The sequence below is a fragment of the Heyndrickxia shackletonii genome (genome assembly GCF_001420715.1).
Lineage (GTDB): Bacteria > Bacillota > Bacilli > Bacillales > Bacillaceae_C > Margalitia > Margalitia shackletonii.
In genome coordinates this window covers 2,194,687-2,219,736 of record NZ_LJJC01000004.1, presented here as the reverse complement: position 1 = coordinate 2,219,736, position 25,050 = coordinate 2,194,687, and the positions used below count along the sequence as shown (strand labels likewise).

Annotated in this window: 25 protein-coding genes; 4 read left to right on the top strand and 21 right to left on the bottom strand. The window is 36.2% G+C overall.

Annotated features, from left to right (window positions below):
* The first annotated feature begins 22 nt into the window (after positions 1-22).
* The 3 genes from AN964_RS10535 to AN964_RS10525 are packed head-to-tail and all read left to right on the top strand — an operon-like array spanning position 23 to position 2,464.
* Positions 23-478, top strand: a complete 456-nt coding sequence (locus tag AN964_RS10535; RefSeq protein ID WP_055739633.1) for a MarR family winged helix-turn-helix transcriptional regulator — start codon at positions 23-25, stop codon at positions 476-478.
* Between the two features lie 43 nt (positions 479-521).
* Positions 522-1,088, top strand: a complete 567-nt coding sequence (locus AN964_RS10530) for an isochorismatase family protein (RefSeq protein WP_055739632.1) — start codon at positions 522-524, stop codon at positions 1,086-1,088.
* The gene (locus AN964_RS10525; protein WP_055739631.1) at positions 1,088-2,464 is read left to right on the top strand and encodes an MFS transporter; all 1,377 of its coding nucleotides are present in this window, start codon (positions 1,088-1,090) and stop codon (positions 2,462-2,464) included. The genes AN964_RS10530 and AN964_RS10525 overlap by 1 nt, the downstream gene beginning before the upstream one ends.
* A gap of 44 nt (positions 2,465-2,508) precedes the next feature.
* Here AN964_RS10525 and AN964_RS10520 read toward each other — a convergent pair whose 3' ends face one another.
* The 11 genes from AN964_RS10520 to AN964_RS10470 all read right to left on the bottom strand — a co-directional run bounded on the left by AN964_RS10520 (position 2,509) and on the right by AN964_RS10470 (position 15,179).
* Positions 2,509-3,897 (bottom strand): M20/M25/M40 family metallo-hydrolase, encoded by a 1,389-nt coding sequence (locus tag AN964_RS10520; protein WP_055739630.1) that lies wholly within the window; start codon positions 3,895-3,897, stop codon positions 2,509-2,511.
* 152 nt (positions 3,898-4,049) lie between these two features.
* The gene (locus tag AN964_RS10515) at positions 4,050-5,531 is read right to left on the bottom strand and encodes a S8 family peptidase (protein ID WP_055739629.1); all 1,482 of its coding nucleotides are present in this window, start codon (positions 5,529-5,531) and stop codon (positions 4,050-4,052) included.
* A gap of 214 nt (positions 5,532-5,745) precedes the next feature.
* Entirely contained in the window at positions 5,746-5,937 is a 192-nt protein-coding gene (locus tag AN964_RS10510) for a YbxH family protein (protein ID WP_055741215.1), read from the bottom strand.
* A 16-nt stretch (positions 5,938-5,953) separates the two neighbouring features.
* A complete protein-coding gene (locus tag AN964_RS10505; RefSeq protein ID WP_055739628.1) occupies positions 5,954-6,199 on the bottom strand; it encodes a sigma-G-dependent sporulation-specific acid-soluble spore protein CsgA in 246 nt (81 codons plus the stop codon).
* A gap of 128 nt (positions 6,200-6,327) precedes the next feature.
* On the bottom strand, positions 6,328-7,320 hold the full coding sequence (locus AN964_RS10500; RefSeq protein WP_055739627.1) for an ABC transporter permease subunit: 993 nt from the start codon (positions 7,318-7,320) through the stop codon (positions 6,328-6,330).
* Complete coding sequence (locus AN964_RS10495) at positions 7,317-8,258, bottom strand: ABC transporter permease subunit (RefSeq protein ID WP_055739626.1); 942 nt, start codon at positions 8,256-8,258, stop codon at positions 7,317-7,319. Before AN964_RS10495 ends, AN964_RS10500 begins: the two co-directional genes overlap by 4 nt.
* 221 nt (positions 8,259-8,479) lie before the next feature.
* Positions 8,480-10,189 carry an ATP-binding cassette domain-containing protein gene (locus AN964_RS27480; protein ID WP_367591443.1) on the bottom strand — a complete coding sequence of 570 codons (1,710 nt, stop codon included), beginning with the start codon at positions 10,187-10,189 and terminating at the stop codon, positions 8,480-8,482.
* Complete coding sequence (locus AN964_RS10485; protein ID WP_055739625.1) at positions 10,186-11,133, bottom strand: ABC transporter permease subunit; 948 nt, start codon at positions 11,131-11,133, stop codon at positions 10,186-10,188. The genes AN964_RS27480 and AN964_RS10485 overlap by 4 nt, the downstream gene beginning before the upstream one ends.
* 256 nt (positions 11,134-11,389) lie before the next feature.
* A complete protein-coding gene (locus tag AN964_RS10480) occupies positions 11,390-14,122 on the bottom strand; it encodes an ABC transporter permease (protein ID WP_055739624.1) in 2,733 nt (910 codons plus the stop codon).
* A 337-nt stretch (positions 14,123-14,459) separates the two neighbouring features.
* A complete protein-coding gene (locus AN964_RS10475) occupies positions 14,460-14,750 on the bottom strand; it encodes a DUF2653 family protein (protein ID WP_055739623.1) in 291 nt (96 codons plus the stop codon).
* Between the two features lie 3 nt (positions 14,751-14,753).
* On the bottom strand, positions 14,754-15,179 hold the full coding sequence (locus AN964_RS10470) for a hypothetical protein (protein WP_055739622.1): 426 nt from the start codon (positions 15,177-15,179) through the stop codon (positions 14,754-14,756).
* 187 nt (positions 15,180-15,366) lie between these two features.
* On the opposite strand from AN964_RS10470, the gene AN964_RS10465 reads away from it, so the two are divergent.
* A complete protein-coding gene (locus AN964_RS10465; protein ID WP_055739621.1) occupies positions 15,367-16,149 on the top strand; it encodes a DUF1836 domain-containing protein in 783 nt (260 codons plus the stop codon).
* A 185-nt stretch (positions 16,150-16,334) separates the two neighbouring features.
* On the opposite strand, the gene hisIE is transcribed toward AN964_RS10465, so the two are convergent.
* The 10 genes from hisIE to AN964_RS10410 all read right to left on the bottom strand — a co-directional run bounded on the left by hisIE (position 16,335) and on the right by AN964_RS10410 (position 24,979).
* Positions 16,335-16,985, bottom strand: a complete 651-nt coding sequence (hisIE, locus tag AN964_RS10460) for a bifunctional phosphoribosyl-AMP cyclohydrolase/phosphoribosyl-ATP diphosphatase HisIE (protein ID WP_055739620.1) — start codon at positions 16,983-16,985, stop codon at positions 16,335-16,337.
* Positions 16,975-17,733, bottom strand: a complete 759-nt coding sequence (gene hisF, locus AN964_RS10455; RefSeq protein ID WP_055739619.1) for an imidazole glycerol phosphate synthase subunit HisF — start codon at positions 17,731-17,733, stop codon at positions 16,975-16,977. The genes hisIE and hisF overlap by 11 nt, the downstream gene beginning before the upstream one ends.
* Complete coding sequence (hisA, locus tag AN964_RS10450; protein WP_055739618.1) at positions 17,730-18,440, bottom strand: 1-(5-phosphoribosyl)-5-[(5-phosphoribosylamino)methylideneamino]imidazole-4-carboxamide isomerase; 711 nt, start codon at positions 18,438-18,440, stop codon at positions 17,730-17,732. Before hisA ends, hisF begins: the two co-directional genes overlap by 4 nt.
* A complete protein-coding gene (gene hisH / locus AN964_RS10445) occupies positions 18,415-19,038 on the bottom strand; it encodes an imidazole glycerol phosphate synthase subunit HisH (RefSeq protein WP_055739617.1) in 624 nt (207 codons plus the stop codon). Before hisH ends, hisA begins: the two co-directional genes overlap by 26 nt.
* On the bottom strand, positions 19,035-19,622 hold the full coding sequence (gene hisB / locus AN964_RS10440; RefSeq protein ID WP_055739616.1) for an imidazoleglycerol-phosphate dehydratase HisB: 588 nt from the start codon (positions 19,620-19,622) through the stop codon (positions 19,035-19,037). Before hisB ends, hisH begins: the two co-directional genes overlap by 4 nt.
* Positions 19,623-19,639: 17 nt before the next feature.
* Positions 19,640-20,854: a histidinol dehydrogenase gene (gene hisD, locus AN964_RS10435; protein ID WP_235950446.1), complete on the bottom strand. Its 1,215-nt coding sequence runs from the start codon at positions 20,852-20,854 to the stop codon at positions 19,640-19,642.
* Between the two features lie 62 nt (positions 20,855-20,916).
* Positions 20,917-21,537 (bottom strand): ATP phosphoribosyltransferase, encoded by a 621-nt coding sequence (hisG, locus tag AN964_RS10430; RefSeq protein ID WP_055739614.1) that lies wholly within the window; start codon positions 21,535-21,537, stop codon positions 20,917-20,919.
* On the bottom strand, positions 21,534-22,658 hold the full coding sequence (locus tag AN964_RS10425) for an ATP phosphoribosyltransferase regulatory subunit (protein WP_055739613.1): 1,125 nt from the start codon (positions 22,656-22,658) through the stop codon (positions 21,534-21,536). Before AN964_RS10425 ends, hisG begins: the two co-directional genes overlap by 4 nt.
* Positions 22,659-23,692: 1,034 nt before the next feature.
* Positions 23,693-24,274 (bottom strand): ATP-dependent Clp endopeptidase proteolytic subunit ClpP, encoded by a 582-nt coding sequence (gene clpP / locus AN964_RS10415; RefSeq protein WP_055739611.1) that lies wholly within the window; start codon positions 24,272-24,274, stop codon positions 23,693-23,695.
* A gap of 18 nt (positions 24,275-24,292) precedes the next feature.
* Positions 24,293-24,979, bottom strand: a complete 687-nt coding sequence (locus tag AN964_RS10410; protein WP_055739610.1) for a sigma-70 family RNA polymerase sigma factor — start codon at positions 24,977-24,979, stop codon at positions 24,293-24,295.
* Positions 24,980-25,050 lie beyond the last annotated feature (71 nt).

Sequence of the window (25,050 nt, the reverse complement as noted above, 5' to 3'; positions counted from 1 at the left end):
CTTTGCTTGAAGGAAGGATACAATGGGTAAATTTGAAAATGATGTAATGGACATGATTGAGATTGAAGTGGTGACCTTATTAAGAAGAGCGGATTTTAAGCGTACATTAGATGGAGAAAAAAATAGTTTAGATCGTTCCGGCTATTTAATTTTACATACCCTTTATAAGGAAGGGCCAAAAACGATACGCACTCTTTCAGATATATTTCAATTAAATATTTCCACCATGAGCAGACAAATACATGCTTTAGAATCAAAAGGCCATATTGAACGAAGCACAGATGCCCATGACGCAAGAGTTAATTTCATTTCCATTTCTGAATCGGGAAAAAATGCTTTGTTATCTCTTAAAGCAAAAAGAAGATTTGCCTATGAAGAGCTTCTTTCCGATTGGAAAAAGGAAGAAAAAGAAATTTTTGCTGAATTAATTTCAAGGTTAAATCGAAAAATAGAAAAAACAAGAAGATTACAAAGCTAAATTTCTATTTTATTATGCATTTGAAACAACAGGAGGATTTTAGATGAATGAATTAAATCTTGATTTTCAAAAAACCGCTCTAGTCCTTATTGATTTACAAAAAGGAATCGTTTCCATGCCTGGAGGAAATACGGTAGTGGATAATTCGATAAAACTAATTCAAAAGTTCCGCAGTTCTAATGGATTTATTAGCTTTGTTCGGGTAGCTTTTCATGACGGCAAAGATGCCTTGGCTCCAGAAACAGACCACCCAAAAAACGCAAATAAAATAGAGCGTCCAGCAGACTGGGCAGAACTCGATCCAAGGCTGGAAGTAACAGAAAGTGATTACATTGTTACGAAGCGGCAATGGGGAGCTTTTTTTGGCACAGATTTAGATATACAGCTCCGCAGAAGAGGAATAGATACGATTGTTTTATGCGGAATTGCAACAAATATTGGAGTGGAAAGCACTGCCCGTGAAGCATTCCAATACGGTTACAATCAAATTTTTATTACAGATGCAATGACCACTTATAGTAAAGAAGAACATGAGTCTTCTGTCCGATTTACTTTTCCTAAGATCGGAAAAATCCGAACTACGGAAGAATTCCTTGCACAGGTGAAATAATGAGGAATTTGAAAAAAAGCCGCGCCCTATTTTTGACAGCTGTAGCATCAGGCACGATGTTAAATCCTTTGAATTCATCCATGATCTCATTAGCTTTACATAGTATTCAAAAAGATTTCCATCTATCCTTTACAACTGTTTCATGGCTTATTTCATCCTTTTATTTAGCCAGTGCCATCGCACAGCCTGTAACCGGAAAAATTGGAGATTTAATTGGCAGAAAAAAGCTTTTTCTAATCGGCTTAATTCTGGTGGCAATCTCCGCTTTCGGTGCTCCGCTCGCTCCGACCTTTTTCGTCTTGCTCATTATGAGATTATTTCAATCGATCGGCAGTGGTGCTATTTACCCATCTGGGGTTGCACTCGTTCAATCTAACATCCATGAAAGACAAGCCTCTGCTCTTGCAGTGCTTTCAATTTTTGCTTCTGCCATGACGGCACTTGGACCTACCTTAGGAGGATTTTTAATCATATGGGGAGATTGGCCAGCTATTTTCACGGTGAATTTTCCTTTTATCATTATTAGTTTTTTACTCGGATGGTTCATGTTTCCTAAAGATAAAAAACAAGCGGGCTCAAGTATTAAAAATGCTCTTCTTCATCTCGATTTTATAGGAATTTTCCTATTTGCAGCAGGAATGGTTTTGCTTCTATGGTTCTTATTATCTATTAATACTTCCCCACACTATATCGCAGGAATAGGTGGTTTACTATTTGTTATATTATTTGTATGGAGAGAACTAAAAGCAAAGGATCCATTTATAGATGTACGTTTATTTAAAACCAATCGTGCCCTTACTTCTGTATATGTCCAATTTATCGTTTTAAATTTATTCAACTATTGCTTATTTTTTGGAATGCCAACCTATTTTCAGGATGAGATGCATTTAAGTGTTCGCACGAGCGGCTTGTTGATGCTCTTTATGTCCGGCGTAAGTATTATCGTCTCTCCTCTGGCCGGAAAATGGATAGACAAAGCCGGTGCAAAACAACCCATAATGGCAGGAGCAATTTTCATGTTTATCGGTGCCATCTTTCTTACGGTTTTCTTTATCCATGTTCCAATCATTGTGATGGGATTTATATTAGCATTTTTGGGGATTGGATATGGGTTAGGTAATGTGGCACTTCAAGTGGCAATGCTCGATGCAACTCCGGAAAATATTATCGGAACTTCATCCGGTCTCTTTCAAACATGCCGATATTTGGGTTCTATTCTATCTTCTGTTGTACTCGGATTAGTTTTTGGGAAAGCAATTACTCCTGAAAACATGCAAACTTTAGGATTTATTATGATTATTGTCAGCATCGTATCGATTTTATTAAGTTTACAATATGTGAAAAGTAGCATTCATCTCAAAAAAACAGTACAATGATTATTTAAAAGGATGACAGATTTTCTGCTGCCATCCTTTCTTTTTTAATGATTTAATGCAGTTGATAAACCAGATAACATGTATGCCATGTGAACAACACCCTGCTCGAAATCCTTCAACCGTATCGATTCATTCGGTGCATGTGCTTTTGATTCTACCCAACCTATACCAGTACTAACAATCGGAAGCTGCAGCTGCTTTCCAAATTCATACATCGGACCTGTTCCCGCGGAATTAGGTGCGAGCACGACTTCAGCTTGATACGTTTCCTCTGCAGTTTTTAATACATGTGCAACGAATGGATGATCATAGTCAGATCGATAGGCTTTTTGGCCATTAATCATTTCAGCCTTTACATCTGAGAAGCCATGTTTCTCTAAATGTGCTTGGACACATGATAAAATATGATTAGGATCTTGACCTGGAACTAATCGGCAATCCACTTTTGCTTTTGCGCTTTTAGGAAGAACGGTTTTCGCCCCTTTTCCTGTATAACCGCTTTCTAATCCACATATAGTCATAGTTGGATGGAAAACCATGGCTTCCCGTGGATCTACCCCTTTTGCTTCCGTAATTAATGGTCTTTTTAATCCATAGAGACTTGAAACGGCCTTACTAGAAAATGGAATTTTCTTCACAGCTTCCATTTCGCTCTCCGTTGGTTCCGCAATACCATCATAGAAACCCTCTACAAGAATATCATTATTAGCATTTTTCATCGTTCCAAGTGCATGAATCAATCGCCATGCTGCATTATCAACATATGCCCCAACCGAAGAGTGCATATCAATCTCAGCACCAACGCATGTTAATTCGAGATATGCCATCCCTTTAATTCCTGCAACCATACTGATGCGGTCCTTTTCGTCCTTTCCTCCAAATTCCCAAATACATGCATCTGCCTTGAATAGATCTTTATACTTATGTAAATACGGAGCTAAATTCGGACTGCCAATTTCCTCTTCTCCTTCAATTAAAAACTTTATATTACAAGGCAAGCCACCATCTACATTTTGAAGAACCTTAATTGCTGTTAAACGTGCCACTAAATCTCCTTTATTATCGGAGGCGCCCCTTGCAAACAATTTTCCATCTATGACTGTCGGATTAAACGGATCAGTATTCCATTCCTCCAATGGCTCTGGAGGCTGAACATCATAATGATTATAGAATAACAATGTTTTTTCTTTGTCACCGTTCTCCCCTGCAGTAAAATATCCATAGACAACAGGGTTACCTCCAAGATCATCTAAAACCTTTGTTTCTCCGCCAATGTTTTCAATCATGGAAACCACATGGGAAACTGTTTCCGGAATGGCCGAATCTTGAGCTGAAATCGTTGGAATGCGCAAATATCCTTTTAACTGTTCAATTGCTTCGTCAAATAAAGCACTTGCATTTTCTCTTATACTATTTAAATAGTTTTCTACCATTATTATTCCTCCTTCATCTTTTCTCCTTTAATTATTTCGACATTCGAAACAAAAACCCTTCTAATTTTATTTTAATATTCAAATATTTTGTATGTAGTTTCTTCTAATCTAATAATTTTATTAATAAAAAAAATCACTTAATAGTGATTTTTTTAATATAACTTTATTGTTTTCACACTACTACCTCGGGTATAGCCAGCTTTCGTGACCTTTGTTTTAAGCTTATAGTTACCTTTTTGGTAATTGCGGTTTGTTGTCATTTTAAAAGATGCAGAACCACTTGTATTTGTTGTTGCATGGATTATCTTAATCTTCCCTTTCGGTGAATTGATACTTAAGGTTATTTTTGCTTTGGAGATAGGTTTATTTGTTTTTTTATCGATAACCTTTGTTGTAATCCACACGGTACTTCCTAAACTATAAACTTTCTTATGTGTAGTAATAATTGTTGTCGTATCTTTTTTAGCCTTTACTTTATCAGTTGGTATTTTGGTCTTTGCGTCATTTGGCTTGGTAGTATTTAGATGAGTAGATGTCAAATATGGTGCCTGAATTAACCCGAAACCGTATAGAGCATCCTTTCCTTTAACACCTAAATCGATGACGGATGAATCAAGTTTTTCCCTTAACTTAATATTTGTTAAGGTTGGATTTGCTTGTTTTAACAAAGCTAAAGTTCCGCTAACAAAAGGAGCTGCCATTGAAGTTCCGCTCATATATGCAAATTCATTATCCATATAGGTGCTTAAAACATTTACACCGGGAGCAACTACTTCTAAATCAGGTCCAGTAGCCGAAAAAGTTCCGCGTTTATTATTTTGATCTACTGCACCGACAGCAATTACGGATGAATACTTCGCGGGATAATCGACAGTATTTCCAGTTCCAGCTGAATTGCCTTCATTCCCGGCAGCAGCAACAACTAAAATTCCTTTATCATATGCTTCATCTACAATTTGCTGTAAGGCAACTGAATTTTCCGGTGTTCCAAAACTTAAATTAATGACATCCATATGGTTTTTGATAGACCAATCAATGCCGGAAATAATGTCAGATAAATACCCATCCCCTTTAGAATCTAGCACCTTAACAGCGTAAAGACTGGCATCAGGAGCAACTCCAACCACACCAATCCCATTATTTTTTGCACCGATAATACCAGCAACATGTGTTCCATGTCCATTATCGTCTGCATAAGATTTTGTATAGGATGTGAATGATACTCCACCTGCCACTTGCAAATCAGCGTGTTTTGATATGCCGCTGTCAAGAACGGCTACTTTAACCCCTTTGCCAGTATAATTTGATTTCCAAGCAGTCGGAGCTTTTATATCCTTCATACCCCAATCTTCAAACTGACCTGCTATTTTCAGTTTTTGATCTTGTTCTACTGCAAAAACATTTTTATTCTTCTTTAATGCTGCAATATCCTCGCTCGGAACCTGAACAGAAACGGCTGAAACATTATGAAAGGATTGCTCAATTTTACCATTCACTTGATCGAGTATTTTCTTATCAATCTTATCTTTAAAGACTACAATCACTCGATCTGTTCGTTTTTCAGCTTTCGTTGCTGGGGTGAACATTGAAAAAATAAGGAAACCCGCAAATAATGAATAAAGAAGTTTTTTCAATATCTGGACCCACCCTTCAAAATGAAAGAATCTTTTAAACTGATAAATTTATTTTAATAGATTTCTATCAACTTGAATAGTAAAAAACGAACTCGATTCCCATAAAATGCATATATAAATAAAAAGACCCATGATTGGGTCACTTCAATAAGTTTACATAACATTATTATAGTTTTTTATATAATATTTGTTTACATAATATATTTATCGTACATTAAATATTATGCTCTTCACAATATTTGTCTACTAATGCTTCTATTTTCGCATGCTCTGGATACTTACCGGAAAAATCAAATTTTATTTCTTCAATAAACTGACCATTTAGAGAAACATGTATGGCTCCATTTTGGCTGATAACACTAAATTCAGGTTCAAAAATATAACCGTTCCTTTCAATAGCTCCGATTTTTTTCCACCGCCTTTTATAAAAGTTCGTATACCTCATTTAATTCTTTTACTCTCTTTTCATCTTGTTCCTCCATGGCATATCGTAATTCCTTTTCCAAAATAGTATTTAAAAAGGCAATTTCACCTTCGTTTAAATCTCTTACAAAGTCACCCTCGCTTTTATATTGATGATTTACAAGTTTTTTGTAAATTTGCTGGCCAACACCACGGTTTAAATGGTTCGATAATGTTTCACGCAAGTAACCCAGGGTAACATCCATCACTTGTTCATCCTTTCCATTTTAATTTTTAAATGTATTCCTAAAGGTTAAGGTGTATAATTTCCAAAAAAACATACATTTTTACAATGAAAAAATCCAAGAATAATGGATTCTCGGATTTTTTTTCACTAACTTATTTTCGTTTCACTACGCTTTTCTTCAGAAAAAAGTGTTTGATTTTGCTTTCGCCATCTAAATAAAAATGGTTTTCTCTGTACAATTAACCCCCGATGCTTTCTTAAATGATACTCTAAAATTCCTTCCCCTAAGGAAACGAATACAAACATGGATAAAGTAATAAACATCGAGCCGAATAGCGGCACCCATGGAAATGCATCGAAATCAATTAATACGTCAAATAAAAACATCGGCCATACTAAAGCTGTATTATCAATAGAATAGGCAGGACTTCCTTGCTGTGAAAGTGACTGTGATATAAATATTCCAAAAATACCTAACTGGCCGAGTAAAAAAAGCATACTTCCAATATGTTGAACGAAGTAGGCAACCCATTGTGGGTAGCAATTTGGCAAATAGTATCGTTTCCAAAGACCAAATGGTTTAGAACCCGTTAATATTCCTGCCTCGTAATAGGTTGTATTCTGAATTAGCTTGACACTTTTATACACTACTTCTCCAACTTTGCCTAATTCAAATATGATAAGAAAACTTATCATCCAAATGGCTCGATGCGGAGAAAAAATAAAAAATGGAATTGTTGAAATAATAATCACGTAAAAAAACACCGGCAATCGGGAAAATAAGTAATTCCACCCCTGTAATACATATCGAAAAAACGACAAATGCGCTGCTGCAACCCCTAATGGAATCGCTATTAAAAATGTCAATACGGATATAGAGAAAACAGTCGTTAAAGTTCCTCGTGTCCCCATAATCAAAGCACTATAAATATCCCTCCCCTTTTTATCCGATCCCAACAGAAAATCCTTATTCGGAGGATAAGGAGGAAGAATAAAATCCAGATTACTCTCAGGTCCTACTACATAACTGTGTGTAGGAACATTTTTATCAACTTTTGGCAAATACGGTCCGAAAAAGAAAAATATAGCAAACATTGTACAGCCTATAATGCCAATCAATAAAGAAGGAATTTTTCTCATTTTTGTATCCCCCTTCTTTTCGGGTCTAATAGAAAATCAAAAATTTGATTCATCCATTGTGCAATTAATAACATCACCATAATTAAGAGGCTGAATCCAATCACAGCAGGAACATCGATTGTCAAAGGTTCTCCTGGCATAATGGAGTAACGAATATGTATAGCAGTAATTAATCGTGACCCAATTCCATGATACAAGCTTAAAAACTCAACTACGAACATCCCAGAAAATAAGGTTAGCACAATTGGCATAAAATGCTGAAGTAACTTTGGCATAGCATTTCTTAAAATATGCTTCCAAAGAATAATTCTATCCGGAACTCCTTTTGCTTTAGCTGTCTTAATATAATCTTGCTCATCTTCCTCCTCCAATGCTTGCGATGTATATCGTGCAATGACAAAAGCAGGATACATGCTTAAAAAGAAGATAGGAAAAAAGATATTATACCACTCATCATCACCATACATATCCATTCGAGGCAGTCCGTGGCGCATTGCAATGGAGAGAATCGTCTGGACAAGAAAAATAAGAAAGAAATCCGGTACGGATTGTCCTAACCATGTAGAACCCTTTCCAAAAAATCGCCCCATTTTGCCTTGATGCCGATAATCAAAAACACCTTTTCCAATTCCTAAGAAAATACTTAGTATCAAAGCTGGAACAAGTATTACAATACTTCTTTTAAAATATAGTGATAACTCCACTTCAACTGGCTGATCATATTTGGTTATTCCCAAACTTTTTTCCGTCTTTACTTCTTCGAAATAATCAGAAATATTCTGCTTGTATTTATCCCATGTAAAATGATAGGACATCACATCTAAATAACCTTCGCGATGGGACTGAGTGTCTCTTGGCAACAGTACAATCAATATTAATATCAAAGCCATACATACCCATAGACAAAGGCTGCCAAATAATCGCAATAATAGATTCATAGTTTACACCCTCTCATCTCAGCTAGGTATCAGTATGTCCATAATATTACAAATTATTTTATAATTGCAAGTAATTTTTAAATTACTTTTACATTTATTACAAATTTTTTAATCATTTTAAATAGTTAACAATGGTTTAAAAAACTTGATTTTTAACCTGCATTAAATGTTTTTACTAAATAAAAAAATCCAAGCATAGCCTGGATTAAACACGAGTACTTCTATAAACCTACAATTTTACTATCTCTTTGCATAGTATCTGAGATTACTGTTCCATCTTTTATCTCAATAATGCGGTCTGTTTGTTTCGCTAGATCCGGATCATGAGTAATTAAAATAATTCCCAGCCCCTGTTCCTTGTTTAATCGTTTTAACAAATCAAAGACGATTTTGCTGCTTTCAGAATCCAAATTACCTGTTGGTTCATCAGCTAGGATCCAGTCCGGATGGTGAACAAGTGCTCTTGCTATGGCCACCCTTTGCTGCTGCCCACCCGAAAGCTGGGAGGGCAATGCATTTTGTTTATCTTTTAATCCCATTTCATCAAGAAGCTCCATTGCTCGTTCCTTTTTATGATAATCTACTTTTCTTGTAAACAACGGACACATAACATTTTCTAAGGCAGTTAAAGTAGGTAAAAGATGAAATTGCTGAAATATAAAGCCGATTTTTTCGAAGCGAAAATTAGCTAATTTTCTATTATTTAAATTTGTGATAACTTCTCTTTCAAAATAAATTTTTCCACTTGTAGGTTTGTCAAGAGCTCCGATCAAACTTAATAATGTTGATTTTCCTGATCCCGAAGGACCTATCACTGCAGTAAAAACCCCCTTTTCTATGGATAGATTAACTGAATCTAATGCTTTCGTTATTACACCATCCCCAGGATAATCTTTAGAAACGTTATCTAGTACTATTAAATCCTTAATGGAGTTTCCTTTTTCCTCTAGAAAGAGGTTGAAATTTGATTTAGATTTTTGTTTCATATCGATTCTTTTCCAGCGATATAAAAACGGTTTTCTTTGCACAATTAATCCTCTTTGTTTTCTTAAGTTATATTCGAGAATTCCTTCCCCTAAGGAGATAAAGAAAAACATGGACAGGGTAATAAACAATGATCCACATAATGGAATCCAAGGAAAAGCATCAAAGTCAATCGTGACATCAAATAAAAACATTGGCCATACTAAAGCATTGTTTTGTAACTCATACATTGGCGACTCCGTTTGAAAAAAAGCTTGCGAAAGAAAGATACCGAAAAGACCCAACTGACCTAATAGAAATAATATACTGCCTATATGTTGGATAAAATACGCTAACCATTGAGGATAGCAGCCTGACCAATAATATCTCCTCCATAGTCCAAGACGCTTCGTTCCTGCTATAAGCCCTGCTTCAAAATAGGTACTTTTTTGTATTAACTCGACACTCTTGCGAACAACTTCTCCGACCTTCCCTAACTCAAAGATTACGAGGTAGCACATTAACCAAAAAGATCGATTTGGGGTAAAAACAAAAAAAGGAATAGTAGAAATGAAAACCATACATAGGAATACTGGAATTCTAGAAAATAAATAATTCCACGCCTGCAACAGCTTCCGCGCTATCCTCCAATGTGCTGCAGCGACACCGAAAGGAATACCAAGCAAAAAGGTTGTAAGAGAAACAGAAATAACGATTTCCAATGTTTTTCGGGTACCCATTACTAAGGCGCTATAAATATCCCTTCCTTTTTTATCTGAACCTAATAAAAAATCGGAATTAGGAGGGAAAGGAGGCATCATGTAATCTAAATTATTCTTCGGGCCGACAACATATGGATGAGTTGGAACTTCAGGGTCCACTTTTGGTAAATAAGGACCAAACAGGGCGAAAATTGCAAAAATTACACACCCTATAATCCCTATCCATAACGATGGAATTTTTCTCATAGCCGAAACCTCCTTCTCTTCGGATCAAGAAAGTATGATATTATTTGTTCCACCCACTGGGCGATTAATAGCATCACTAATATTAGTAAACTAAATCCGATTACTGCAGAGGTATCAATCGGCAGGGATTCGCCAGGCATTATCGTATATTTGATATGCATCGCTGTTATCAATCGTGTACCTATGCCATGATAAGAGGTTAAAAGTTCCACAACAAACATTCCAGAAAGCAACGTTAATACGATGACCATAAAATGCTGATGCAGTTTAGGCAAACAATTTCTAAGCATATGCCTCAATAGCACTGCGCGTTCCGGTACTCCTTTTGCTCTTGCTGTTTTAATATAATCTTGTTCCTCCTCTTCCTCCATCGTCTGGCATGTATACCTTGCAATAACAAAGGCTGGATACATACTTAAGAAAAAGATTGCAAGCAAAACATTGGAAAGCTTATCATCTCCGTACATATCAATTCTTGGCAATCCATGCCGCATTCCAATAAACAGCAATGTCTGTACTAAGAAAATGAGAAAGAAATCCGGCACAGATTGCCCTAACCATGTCGCTCCTCTCCAAAAAAAGCGACCGATTTTTCCACGATACTTATAATCCAGGATACCTTTACATATCCCCATAACAATACTTAGCAACAATGCCGGAAACAAAATAATAATGCTTTTTTTGAAGTAGAACTTCAGTTCCGTTTCTACACGCTGATCCCGATCTGTTTTGCCTAAACCTTTATATTTCTCCACAGTATGCAAATAATTCTTAATATTTTCTTTATAATTTTCCCATTTAAACTGATAATACATGACGTCCCGATAACTATCATCTCGATACGTACCTGTATCTCTAGGAAATAATATTATTAATATGAGAATAATAGAGATGCAGCACCAAAGTAATAAACTTCCTAGCAGTCGAATCATTAGTCTCAACATTTTTACCTCCTCCCTAATCAATCATTATGACATTAAACCTATCGTTACCATAACCAAACCAGTAAGTAGGGAGCATAGAGAGTGCAGCAAAAAGCACCATAAACCAAGTTTCTGTCCTTCTCTTATTGGAAAACGAATATAAAACTCCTTGGGCTGATTGGATATGAACTGCCCTTTCAGCGAGAAATATAACACCCAATACTCCCGCAAAAACTGGTATTAAACCTGTAGCTAAAAAGAACCAAATTCTTCTCCCTTATTTATTCATGCGAAGGATTGCGATCGTTAATCCTATTAAAAGAAGCAGCAATAAAATAAGTAAGCACCATTTAAACCATCTCTCCGTGTTTCTCTTATTTGAAAGTGAATGGATGATCCCCTGTGCAGGTTGTATTCTTACTGCTTTTTCAGCAGGAATAAACGCTCCTAGGAATCCAGCTATGACAGGGATAATTCCTGTTAAAAGTAGAAAAGTTAGATTCTGGGTAGGAAGTTGTCTATACATCCCCCACATTATCAAAAAGGCTAGCCCTATACCTAGAATTCCAGCAATGATACCATTGAATAAACCTTCCCAATAGATCAAAATTCTTATCCAATGGTTTTGCCAACCTACTGCTCTTAATAGTGCTATTTCAGGTTTCCGTTCAGTGATGTTTTGCCACATCAATTCAGCAGTTGTTAAAATGGCAATCGCAAAAGCTACTCCCATCGCAATATAATGGGATGGACCTACTTGCATTGCGACGAAATCTCCTAGTAAAGAAGTATATAGTACCCCTTGCAATTTAAATGTGATACACAAAAATAAACTAAGCAAGGCTGTTGGTAATGCCATGGCAACTATTGATAAAACGGAGCGTTTCCAATGTCCTAAAAAATGATTTACAGCCATCGTAAAACTGCCCCTGGATTGAATAAAGCGATGGGCTTCTGCAGTAATTTCACCAGTTCTCATTGCCTCATATGGTTTTATTCTGCGTGTTAAATAGGCTGGTCCAATCGCACCGAGCCAATAAATAACGAGACCGAATAATCCAGAGAATAGAAAACGTACGAAACTGGTCTCCTCCCCTTTCATCACTAACAGCCACCCTAAGATTAGCCATGAAATAATTGCTACAAAACTTCCTATAATAGTAGATTCTAAAAATAGTAGCTTGGAAATTTGGTTAGGTCTCCAACCAATTGCTAATAATACGGCGAACTCTTTACGTCTTGCATAGAGAGTTACTAAGCCAGAAGCTAAAACATAGACAACAGCGACAGCCATCACACTAGCGATTATCCCTGAAAAACCTACTTGAGTTTCATGATAAATCGTAAATGCCGCCCCAATGTTCACCCAAGGTTGTTCCATCCACCCCAGCTCTTTTTGGTTATTAATTGCCGGTACGTGAGTCAATACTGTTTGTGGTGATGACCCTAATGTGATATCAGTAATTAAACCTGTTTTCTCATGAATTTCCTTTGCTATCCTTTCGAGCTTTTGTTGACTGGTATTATTTAAAGACTTTACACCTGCAACTTTAATTCGTATAGCTGAAATAGGCTTCTTTCCGACAATTTTTTCTGCGGCTTCAATCGTTGTTAATATGGATGGCGGCTGGCTCAAAAGATCATTTGTACCATCGCTAGGAAGAATTTTTTCTGGTGGATTCACTGGTTTTTTATCAGGATATAGAACAAGTTTTGCAGACGCCGGCCGATAGGTTTCCATGGGAAGTTCAGTAAGTGGATCCAGTGGAACATTCAATTTACTAGGATCATACGTTCCTACCCACTTTGGAATAACCCACGGAGATTTCCAATTTATCTCACTTTGCTTCGAATATGTTAGATATGGACGAAATATTTCTTTTCCATTATCCGGATCATTGAATAGTTTTATATTGTATGCATACGGCCATTTTGTTTTATATGGGCTCTTGCTTTTTTGATAGTGAAGCGGACTCGGTTTATTGATTATGACAGTCATATCATTATTTGCATTTCCTATTTCCGCCTCCCCTGTATCTATGTCAATACCTGCGATTTGCTTCATCATCGTTTTATAAACCTGTTTACTTGAAAACGTATACGTATATTTTTTACTTTTCTCATCAACTTGCATTTCATTTAATAATTTACCGTCTGAATTTATTACTTTCTGCATGGTATTTTTTGCTTCTTCTTTTGTATTAAAAGGCACATTAAGTTTTTGAATCGTATAGGTTACACTTTTATCGACCCAAGGCTGATTACTAACGATCATCGGAAAAGTTGTAATGACTCTTGTACGATTATACAACTTCTCATATTCACTGGTTCCCGTATCGATGGCGGCAAAGTATCGACTATTTCCTTTTTCAACCATTGCTTTATCTAATCCTACAAGTTTCGCTTCTTGTACAAAATCGATCCCAGCAAACATAACGGTTGTAAAAAGCCATAATTTCCCTTCATGTTCAACAAACCCAGGTATATCTTTTTCTACCTTTTGTCCTGGACTATAAGTATGTCCTGCACTATAAGTCCCAATAGGAAAAAACGAGGGTGGAGTTTTCTGTACTATTTTCTTAACACCAATATTTGTTGTTGTTTTCTCATCAAATCGGTATAAGCCGTTTTCCTTCACAATAGCTTTTTTTGATAATACAATATTAAAGGGTAAATAACCGATCATTGCAATTGGGGCAGCTATATCAACCCCTTCAATGGCTTTTATCTTTTTATATTGATCAATACTTATTCCCCCAGCTATTCCACTTAAATAGTTCGGTTCTAGTAAATGATTAACTTCTGTTGTGTTTCGGGAATCAGGCGGTCGAACTACAATGTCATAAGAAGCTGACCAATGTCTAGCTAATGTTTGCTCCACCGTTCCTTTGTTTGACTGGGAGAGCCCGACAAGATAACTTAAACCGGAACTAACGATTAACGCACCAACTATTAGTAAAATAAAGCGTTCTTTATGGCGCCACCAATTTTGCCAAATGAAACGAAGCATCGTATACCTCCTGCACCTTAAAAATCTTTGAATTTATGATTTTTCGAGTAGTATCTATTATATGTTTAATTGGAAAATTTTTTTATAGAATGATTGATGTGGTTTACTATTGAGGACTATTTCTAAGGAGCTTTTTATAACCGATAATAAATTTATTCGATTATGTGACTCACCTCCTACTTTTATATAAAATTCCTAATATGACCATTTTATTACAATTTATTTCATCATTGCAAGTTTATTTTAAATATTATTACTTTTGTTACAATTTAATCACCCTTTCTAACAATCTGGGACAGAACCAAAAAAAACAAGCCGGAGTTATCCGGCTTGTTCACTAACTAATATAGGCTACGATGCCTTCCCCTTCATGCAAATCAAATTGTACACCTACAGAAAAGGGATCCATATTATATTCTAGGTCCATCCAATTTCTTAATGCTTCTACCAATTTAGCTTCCGAAATTATTTCCTTTCGGTTATTTACTTCTAATTCAGCAGAATATCCTTCGTCATCATCAAATAGTAATTCAACATAAACAGATTCAGGGGATATCCCGTTCTTATTTGCCATATACACACATACCGCGTTGACAATTTCTTGTTCATCTATTTTTATTATTTCCATAAACTAGTACCTTCTTGGTCTTATCAAAAATTTAAATACTCTCCAGATTACCATCAAAATTAATATAAAGAAGATGATATTTAATACTGGTGCTAGGACTGAACCCAAAGCTCCAAATGTTGAGCCGAACATGTGACCCATTAAAAATCCGCCTAATCCACCTAATAGCATTCCTTTCACGAAGCTTCCCTTGCTGCCATTTGAGTAGGACTTATTCGAGAAAAAGGATTTTGTATTATTATTTTTAGTTGTGGAGTTATACGAATTACTTTGGCTATTGTTTGGCTTTTGATATTGATGTGTCGGCGGTGTATAGGATCTCTTTATGGATCGATATCCTTTCGCTGAAGCATCATGTGAAAAGCCTAATCCTAAAATCGTAAAGACAAAAGTGAAGGCTGTTACAATTGCGATCAATTTTTTTAACATTTACATTCTTCTCCTTTAATTCATCACTCAGATAGAAATCTATCATAAGAATAGTTCCTATGAACTTATTATATGAACTTTTTAGTTAAAAATCAAGTAGAATTTCTTTGTTCCTTTCTGTAATTGACTTTTTTCACCATAAATCATAAGATAAGTTCATAAGAACTTACTGAACTGGAGATAACAAATGGATACTTTTCACCTTACAAGAAAAGAAATGGCAGAACTTTTACTTTGCTTAAAAGGCTGGAATGAAAAAAAGCCTTTAAAAATTTTACAGGAAGGCTGGATTAGATCTAAGAAAAATTCTGTAAATGATGGAGGAACCGTTAACACACTTGTTTCCACTTACTTGCCACCAATTTTTGATAAAATATTAAAAGAAAATCAGATCGATATCGGGTTATCATTAAATGAAATTGTCGCACTAGGCAATCAAATCGAAAATACAAGTTTTTCCTCGACAGCCGTTCAAAATTGGGTAAAGCGTGATATAAAAGAAATGATTGTTGCTCCACAAAAAGGAAAAAAATACTCTTTAGAGCAAACAGCATTGTTGTTTTTAGTAGAAGATCTTAAATCCTCTCTTGATTTTGAATCAATTCGCCGCTTATTAAAACTAATTATTAATGATCCTGAAGATAACGAGGATGATCTCATAAATCCTATTCACTTGTATGCAACCTATTCCATCTTATTCGATGAATTGAACATGAGCGGCATACAATTAAATGAAAAAGAGTTAAATATACATACGGTAACAACAATGGAGAAGATCATCGAGGGGAAAGCGGAGAACATTGTGGCAGGATATCATAATATCCATCATAATCAACGTGAAGCAATCAAGAATATTATTGTAATCGCAACTTTATCTGTGTACACAGCCTATTATCAAATGCTTGCAAAACGGTATTTAAAAGCTGCATTATTCGCACAGGATATTGAGGAATCTTATCAAGAAAAGTAGGAGAGAATTTTGAAGGACATTCTAGGCTAAAAATAGTAATTAAATGTTCTTCATTAACCATTTGAAAGACAATCCGAATTAAACAAAGTGACTCAGTGTCTTTCATTAATTTTCTCACTTAAACCTCAACACGACCTGAAAGAAAAAAATTACTTTCAGGTCGTGTTGCAAATCTATATAAAGAACTACCAATTTTCAATAACCTGTCGATCCCCTTTACTATTCCCCTTTTTCGTAAACCGTTTTGCAAGCTCTTCTTCCACATCGTGAAGAGAAATATTCTGATTCGCTAACAGAACAAAACTATGAAAAAGGAGATCGCTGCACTCATTGATAACTTCTTCCTTGCTTTGATTTTTTGCAGCAATAACGATTTCTCCTGCTTCTTCAATCACTTTTTTTCCTATCTTATCAATACCCTTATCATATAAATAATTGGTATAAGAATTTTCCACTTTTACTTTTTTCCTGTCTTCAATTTCCTCCATCACCTGATGAAAAATGTTTCCGGAAATAGAGGTATCTTCATTCGATTTAATAGACCGATAGAAACAAGATTTTTCTCCTGTATGACAAGCAGGTCCTTTTGCGTCTACTCGAATTAATAGGGAATCGTTATCACAATCTATTGTAATGGACTTAACCATTTGTTTATGCCCAGAGGTTGCCCCTTTATTCCAAAGGCATTCCCGCGAACGTGAGTAAAACCATGTCTCATTTGTTTCCAACGTCTTGTTGTAAGATTCTTCGTTCATATATGCAAGCATGATAACTTCATTCGTTTTTTCTTCCACGATGATGGCAGGTATTAATCCTTTCGTAAAATCAGGCTTCACGTATATTCACTCCATTTTCTTGACAGATTTGTTTCACTTCTTGGATAGAATAGGTGCCTTCGTGAAAAATAGATGCAGCCAATGCTGCGGATGCATCTGTTTCCAAAAACACATCTGGAAAATGTTCCCTCTTTCCGCAGCCACCGGATGCAATGACTGGGATTCTTACTTCGGAAATAATCGCTTTAGTTAAGGGAATGTCAAATCCTTCCTTCACTCCATCACAATCTACACTTGTTAATAAAATTTCTCCTGCACCAAGCTGCTCCACTGTTTTAGCCCATTCGACCGCATCAATCCCTGTGTCTTTACGGCCGCCATGAGTCATAACATGCCATCCATTTGAAAATTTCTTCGCATCAATTGCGACTACAATACACTGTGAACCAAATCGGTCAGCAGCTTCTTTTATAAGAGTAGAATTCTGTACAGCTGCAGAATTAATCCCTACCTTATCTGCACCGGCTTTTAAAAGCTGTGTCACATCATCAATGGTTCTTACCCCACCGCCAACGGTAAAAGGGACAAAGATATTTTCTGCAGTTCTTTTTACCATTTCTATAACCGTTTTTCTTCCTTCGTTCGTTGCAGAAATATCCAGAAAAATAATTTCATCTGCTCCGTTTTCGGAGTAGTATGTAGCCATTTCAACTGGGTCACCCATTTCCCGCAAGTGAATGAAGTTTGTTCCCTTTACAACCTTGCCGTCTTTTACGTCCAAACATGGGATAATTCTTTTTGCAATCATCTTGAAACAACTCCCGACAGCTTTATCATCCCATCATATAATGCTTTGCCGACAATAGCCTCCGCCACTCCAATTACATCTAAAGCTTCTAAATCATGTTGATTTCGAATTCCACCGGAAGCAATGATGTGACATTGAACTGCTTCATTTAAACGGTGCAGCTGTTCAAGATTGGGACCAGTTAAAGTACCATCTCGCGAAATATCGGTAAAAATAATGGTTTTCGCACCTAATTCCTCTATGTTTTTTGCAAAATCGATATAGTTTACATCGACAACGGTTTCCCAACCTCTAGTCGCAACCTTTTCGTTTTTAGCATCGATACCAACAGCAACCTGGTCGCTAAAATTCTTTAAAACACCTTTTAAGAAAGCTTCATCCTCCATTGCAGCTGTACCAAGTACGAGTCGTGATACACCCGCTTTAATATATTTTTCGATTGTTTCTATAGATCGAATTCCACCGCCAACCTGAATGGGCACAGAAGAAATTTTAGCTAAGTTACTTATCAATTCAAATTGTTTAGGAGCACCCAATCTCGCACCATCTAAATCTACAATATGGATTAATCCGGCACCATCTTCGATAAATTTTTGCAATTGAATTTCAGGATCATTTCCCATAACAGTTGATTTATTAAAGTCACCTTGAAATAATCGAACACATTTTCCATCGATTAAATCAATGGCTGGTATAACTTTTGTCATGCTTCATGTTCACCCCTAAGAACATTTTTATTAATTCCAGTCCTACTTTCCCGCTTTTTTCAGGATGAAATTGCATCCCAAAGACATTATCCTTTTGAACAATTGCGGGGATCTCAGTGCCATAATCTGTCGTAGCAACAATATATGTTGCATCGGTCTGCACTTGATAAGAATGTACAAAATATACATGCTCTCCTTCAAAATCACGGAATCCATTTCCCTCGTTTTGAATATGGAGCTGATTCCACCCAATATGAGGTAATATATAATCCGTTTTTATTCTTTTTATTTGACCGGGAATTAAGTCCAACCCCTCTTTCCTTCCGCCTTCAAACCCTTCCGAAAATAAAAGCTGCATTCCAAGGCACACGCCTAAAATAGGTTTCTTTCTTGCCAAGTCTTGAATGACACCCTTTAATCCGCGTTGTTCTATTTCATCGATTGATGCATGAAAAGAACCTACACCAGGTAAAATGATATGAGAGGCTTGTTCTAACATTTCCGCTTGATCGGATACAATCGTTTGAACACAAAGCTTGGATAACGTATTTCGAACACTTGCAATATTCCCCATTCCATAATCGACAATCCCTATCATTCTATTATCCCCTTCGTTGAATTAACCCCTTTTATTCGAGGATCAATCATAATAGCTTGAGATAATGCCCGTCCTAATGCTTTAAATAACGACTCAATCTTATGATGCGTGTTTTCCCCATATAACACTCTTGCATGAAGAGTAATCCCTGACTGAAAAGCAAAAGCTTGGAAAAATTCTTTTACTAATTCCGTATCAAAATTGCCCAGTTTTGGATTTTGCAAATCAGCATCAAAATGTAAAAATGGCCTTCCACTAATATCTAAAGCTACGAAACCAAGCGTTTCGTCCATTGGTACATAGGCAGAACCATAGCGTACTATTCCTTCCTTAGAACCTAAAGCCTCCTTCACTACCTGGCCAAAAACAATTCCTACATCTTCCACGGTATGGTGGCTATCGATATATAAATCTCCCTCGGCTTTTACTACAAGACTAATCCGTCCGTGCCTTGCAAATAACTCTAGCATGTGGTCAAAAAAGCCTACCCCTGTATTAATTTCTACCTCAGAAGAATCATCTAAATGGCACGTTACTTGAATAAACGTTTCATTTGTTTTTCTTTCTTTCGAAGCTGTTCTCATGATTATCGTTCCCTCCATCATATTTGCATTCTTATTTGAACCGCCCGGGCATGACCTGTTAATTTCTCTTCATTCGCGATTGTCATAATATGCTCTGCAGCATTCCCTAACGCTTTTTCAGAGTAATAAAGATAGGTTGTTTTTTTGATAAAATCATCGACAGATAAACCGGAAGAAAACCTTGCATTACCCGAAGTAGGCAATACATGATTTGGGCCTCCAAAATAATCTCCTACCGCTTCAGGGGTATTCTCTCCTAAGAAAACAGAACCTGCATTTTTAACCAAACCTAGCCATGATAATGGATTTTCCAAAACTATTTCCAAGTGTTCTGGAGCCAACTGATTAACAAGCCTAAAAGCTGTATATAGATTATCCACAACTACTGCAGCACTATTATTTAAAAGAGAAGGGGTTGCAATTTCCTTTCTAGGTAATTCAGCAAGTTGTTTATTTATTTCTATAGAAACCTCGTCTACTAAAGTGCTCGATGTAGAAAAAAGAAAAGTCCTTGCGTCTTGGTCGTGCTCTGCCTGTGCAAGTAAATCTGCCGCAATATAGGCAGGATTTGCATTTTTATCTGCTATAATGGCCACTTCGGATGGACCCGCAATCATGTCAATTCCTACATCTCCGTAAACAATGGATTTTGCCGCAGCAACATATGCATTTCCCGGTCCAACAATTTTGTCTACTTTTGGAATAGTGGATGTCCCATAGGCCAAAGCAGCAATCGCTTGTATGCCGCCAATTTGATAGATTTTGTTGACTCCGGCAATATCAGCTGCCACTAATAGTACAGGCGATATCCCATGCTCGCTGCGAACTGGGGTAACCATGATAATCTCATCTACCCCAGCGATTGCAGCTGGAATAGCATTCATCAATACCGTCGAAGGGTAACTGGCAGTTCCACCTGGCACATAGACACCTACCCTCTCAATTGGTCGAAACAACTGACCGGAAATAATATCATCTGTCATTTCCATTATCCTGGATTGTGTAAGCTGCTTACGGTGAAAGGATCTGATATTAGCGGCCGCTTTCTGAAGAGAATCAATAACGTTTGGGGAAATGTTATTCCACGCCTGCTTCCGCTCCTCCTCTGAAACCTCCCAGTCCTCGGGGATAAATCCATCAAACTTCTCAGCATATTTTTCTAATGCTTTATCTCCATTCAAACGAACATCTTTGATAACGTTCAGGGCGGTTTCGATGATTTCTGTATTCATTGATATTTTTCTATTTCCGTTTATAAATCGTTTCATATATTCATCATTCGATAGTTTCGGGATCAACTTAATACCTCCTGTCCCTGAAGTGCATCAATAAATGGTGTAATGAATGCTTTTTTTATTTTTAGGGAGGAACGGTTTGCGATACATCTGGCACTTAACGGATGAAATTCTTCTTTGATGATAAGGCCATTTTCAGCTAGCGTTGTTCCGGTTTCCACTATATCGACAATCGCGTCAGATAGTCCCAGTACTGGAGCTAATTCAACAGATCCTTCAAGTTTGACAATGTCAACAGATTCTCCCGTATTTCTAAAATAATCATTCGTGATGTTTGGGTACTTCGTAGCGATTTTTCTTTTTGTCAAGGAAGGTTTTTTATTAGCAGCTTCCGCAAGAGCAAATCGACATTCGCCAAATGGCAATGGAAATAGATCAAATACATCCGGCTGATACTCTAGTAAAATATCTTCTCCAATAATGCCGAGATCTGCAATGCCATGCTCTACATATGTACCTACATCTGCCCCTTTTGCAAAAATGAATTGAAGATTCCCTGCCTCTACGCATAGCTTTCTTCCTTTATTGATTAAAGGTTCAATATCAAATGAAAGGGACTCGAGATATTGCAAAAATTGGTCCTCCAACCGCCCTTTTGTTAATGCAACACAAACCTTCATGCTTTCACCACCTCTAATTTATCATTATTATTTTTCACATAGAGCACCTTATCATATGAAACAAATGGATTAATCTCATAAACAATATCCACAATCCCATGCTTATACTCTTTTCTATATTTTTCAGCAAAAGCAAGAGTATCATCTGTTGCTACAATACAAACCCTTTCTTTTTTCGAGGAAATCTCCATTTTATTTGCCAGATTATCTACATCAAAGGCTAACCCAACAGCTGATACCTTCGTATCAAACTGGTCGTATAACTTATCGTATCTCCCGCCTGAAAAACATAAATCACCATTGTCAGAGGAATAACCCCGAAACATTATTCCCGAATAATAGGGCAAGTTTTTCACTCTCCCTAAATCCACCATGATGTCACCTATATTTACCTCTTTTAAAATGGCAATGATCCTATTTAAATGATGAATGATAGCTGACATGCTCTCTTTTTTGGACCATCTTTTCTCATAGTCTTTTAAAATATCTACAGAACCATATGCATCTATAAGTAAGGCTAATTCATCCGCAATATTTTTATCACCATACTGAGCGGCAATAGCGTATACTTCATCTTTCCGTTTATTATGCATGGCGACACGAAGTCTTTCTTTTTCCGCTTCCTTTAATTCCATCGTTTTGGTAAGTTCCTCAAAAATGTCCGTGTGGCCAAGTTCCACCGCATATTCATGAATGTTTAATTTTTCCAACAATTCCTTCGCTAAGAAAAGGCACTCACTTTCCCCTAGAAGCTTTGGAGTTTGAATTATTTCGATTCCAATTTGCCTTTTTTCAATACCTGGTTGGTCTTCACGAAATACAGATCCTTGATAAGCCCATTTCGTCTGTTTTGACTTTAATCGCACTAAAGCTCTTGCAATTGCTGATGTCCAATCAGGTCGCAATACTTCAATTTCTCCATTTCGGTTAAACCATTTCAGCAAATTTTGTAATTCCATTCCTACATATTTATTTGTAAATGTAGATGCATACTCGACCAGGGGTGTAGATATTTCCACGAACCCTCTATCTTCAATAATTTCCCTAAATACTTCACAAACCATATTCCGGTTCCTGACCACATTCCCGAATTCGTCTTGACTTCCGCTCGGTAAAAACATAATTTCACTTCCTAACCATTATCCTTTATCTTATTATCACTCTACCAAACTAAAGGATTTTGTTTTAGAATATAACAAATAAAAACATTCGTCAATCGAAATTTTTGATAGACTTAAATACTTAAGTAATGTTAATCTAATTAATTATTTATCATTTCAAATGAATTCTTCATATATTGAATTAATTATCATCACATCTGGTAGGTACTACCATCTAAGAGTTATAATGGGAATTAATCCTGACTGTGGACAATATTTTACGTAAAAAGATATTAATGGTGGTTTATATAATACGGAGGAATATTGGGTTAGCTGGAGAAATGTTCATAGGAAAAGTAAACAACTTTCTCCTTTAACATGTATTGAAAGTAGGGAATTTTATGTTTAAGTACCTCTATGTAATAAGTACAATACTATCTATGATTCTATTTTTTCTTTGTAACTATTTGACAGAACCTTTAGTTAAAAAAAGTGAATTAGGTGTGGCAAGTGGTGGTAATGGGAATCCCGGCTTGTTCCCTTGGTTTATTCTTTTTCCCTTCTTTTTAATTTTTTTATATGGTACTTTTAAATATTTGACCAATTTTATACTTAAGAAAAATATGAAATTCATTCTGATTGTTATTTTTTCTTCAAGTTTATTATCATTGATCATAGTATTATTTACAAACATTGAAGCAAATAAGATTAGGGAAAAAATTGTTGAAGTCAGTCCATCCTTTACAAGTGTTAAACAATTATCATTGCTAAATACGTGGTCTAACTCCATATTCTTTAATCATTACACTTTTATTCTTGTTTTCCTTTTAGTTCTCCTTGCTAGTTCAATTTATGCCGCCATAAAAATTTCGACCTCTTTGAAAGAAACATAAAACTCTCCCGCTGCATTCAAATTCTACCTTAATGTGGACTGATTAGCTAAAAGTCCTGCAGCCACCACCTCTAGCAGCCACACTTTCAAAGCTAAGTTATAGCTGAAACCGCGCACACTTAAAAAGGAGTACAGGGATCAATGATTCTGTACTCCTTTTACATTATTTTTGATTAAGGACTTTATCAATTATCCCATAATCCTTTGCTTCCTCTGCGGAAAGAAAGTAATCCCGTTCCGTATCGGCTTTCACCTTTTCAAGCGGCTGTCCAGTTAAATCAGCAATCATTCCATTAATTTGATCCTTTAATTTTAAAATTCTTCTTGCTGATATATCAATTTCTGTAGCTTGACCACGTGCACCGCCTAAAGGCTGGTGAATCATTATTTCACTATTCGGCAACGCGAACCGTTTTCCCTTTGTCCCCGCCATTAAAAGCATTGCTCCAAAAGAAGCTGCTAAACCTAAACAAATTGTTTGAACATCTGGCTTTATATATTGCATCGTATCGAGAATCGAGAATCCTGCAGTGGTCGATCCACCTGGACTGTTGATATAGATGGAAATATCCTTTTCCGGATCGTCTGCTGCTAAGAAAAGCAATTGTGCGACTACCGTATTGGCTATTTGATCATTTATTTCATCACCGATCATTATAATACGGTCTTTTAGTAACCTTGAATAAATATCATAAGATCTTTCTCCTCGTGAGGACTGCTCAATAACATATGGAATTGCATTCATTTTATTGCCTCCCTAATATTATGCCGCTGCAAGTAAAGAGAGGTTGTTTGAACCTTTGCACATAGGGATTTGTTGCTGGAATAATTTTTTGTATTGCTTGATAAGGATATTCGGCTGTTCGTGCTGTATGGATTGAATGATGGATTCATAAAACAACCGCATTTGCCTATTCTCGATTTTTTTTGTATTTATCTCATTATCCTCATCGATAACCTTCCTTAAATGCTGGCGGGTTCTGAATAAAGAAGCTTTAATTGCTCCCTCTGTTAAATTCAATTGTTTTCCTATTTCACTCATTTCGTATTGAAAAATATCTTTTAACAAAAATATGACCGTTTGTTGAGGAGTTAAATGTTTTACTAATAACTCGCTTATCGAATATACTTCCGGTAATATTTTCATTGGATCCACAGATGGTTCAGACTTCATGGTGCCCTGTTCCTTTGAACGTTTCCGAAATTGATCAATCCAATGGTTATAAGCAATCTTATATAATAATGCAGGCGTGATTTTACCTTGATTTGCATTTTGATTTACATATTTGTGATACATTTTTTCAATCGCCTCATGTGCCAGGTCCTCCGCATCCCAACCATTTCTGGTCAGAAATTGGCAATACCTCTTTAATGCAGGATACATACTCGTTATGGTTGTCGTAACATTTTCTTCTTGAATAGAAGATTCAGTACCAAGCTTGGTTTTCAAAGTGATCACTCCTTTTGAACCTCTATATATTGAACGGATACGAAAGCTAAAAAGTTACGGGTAAAAAATAA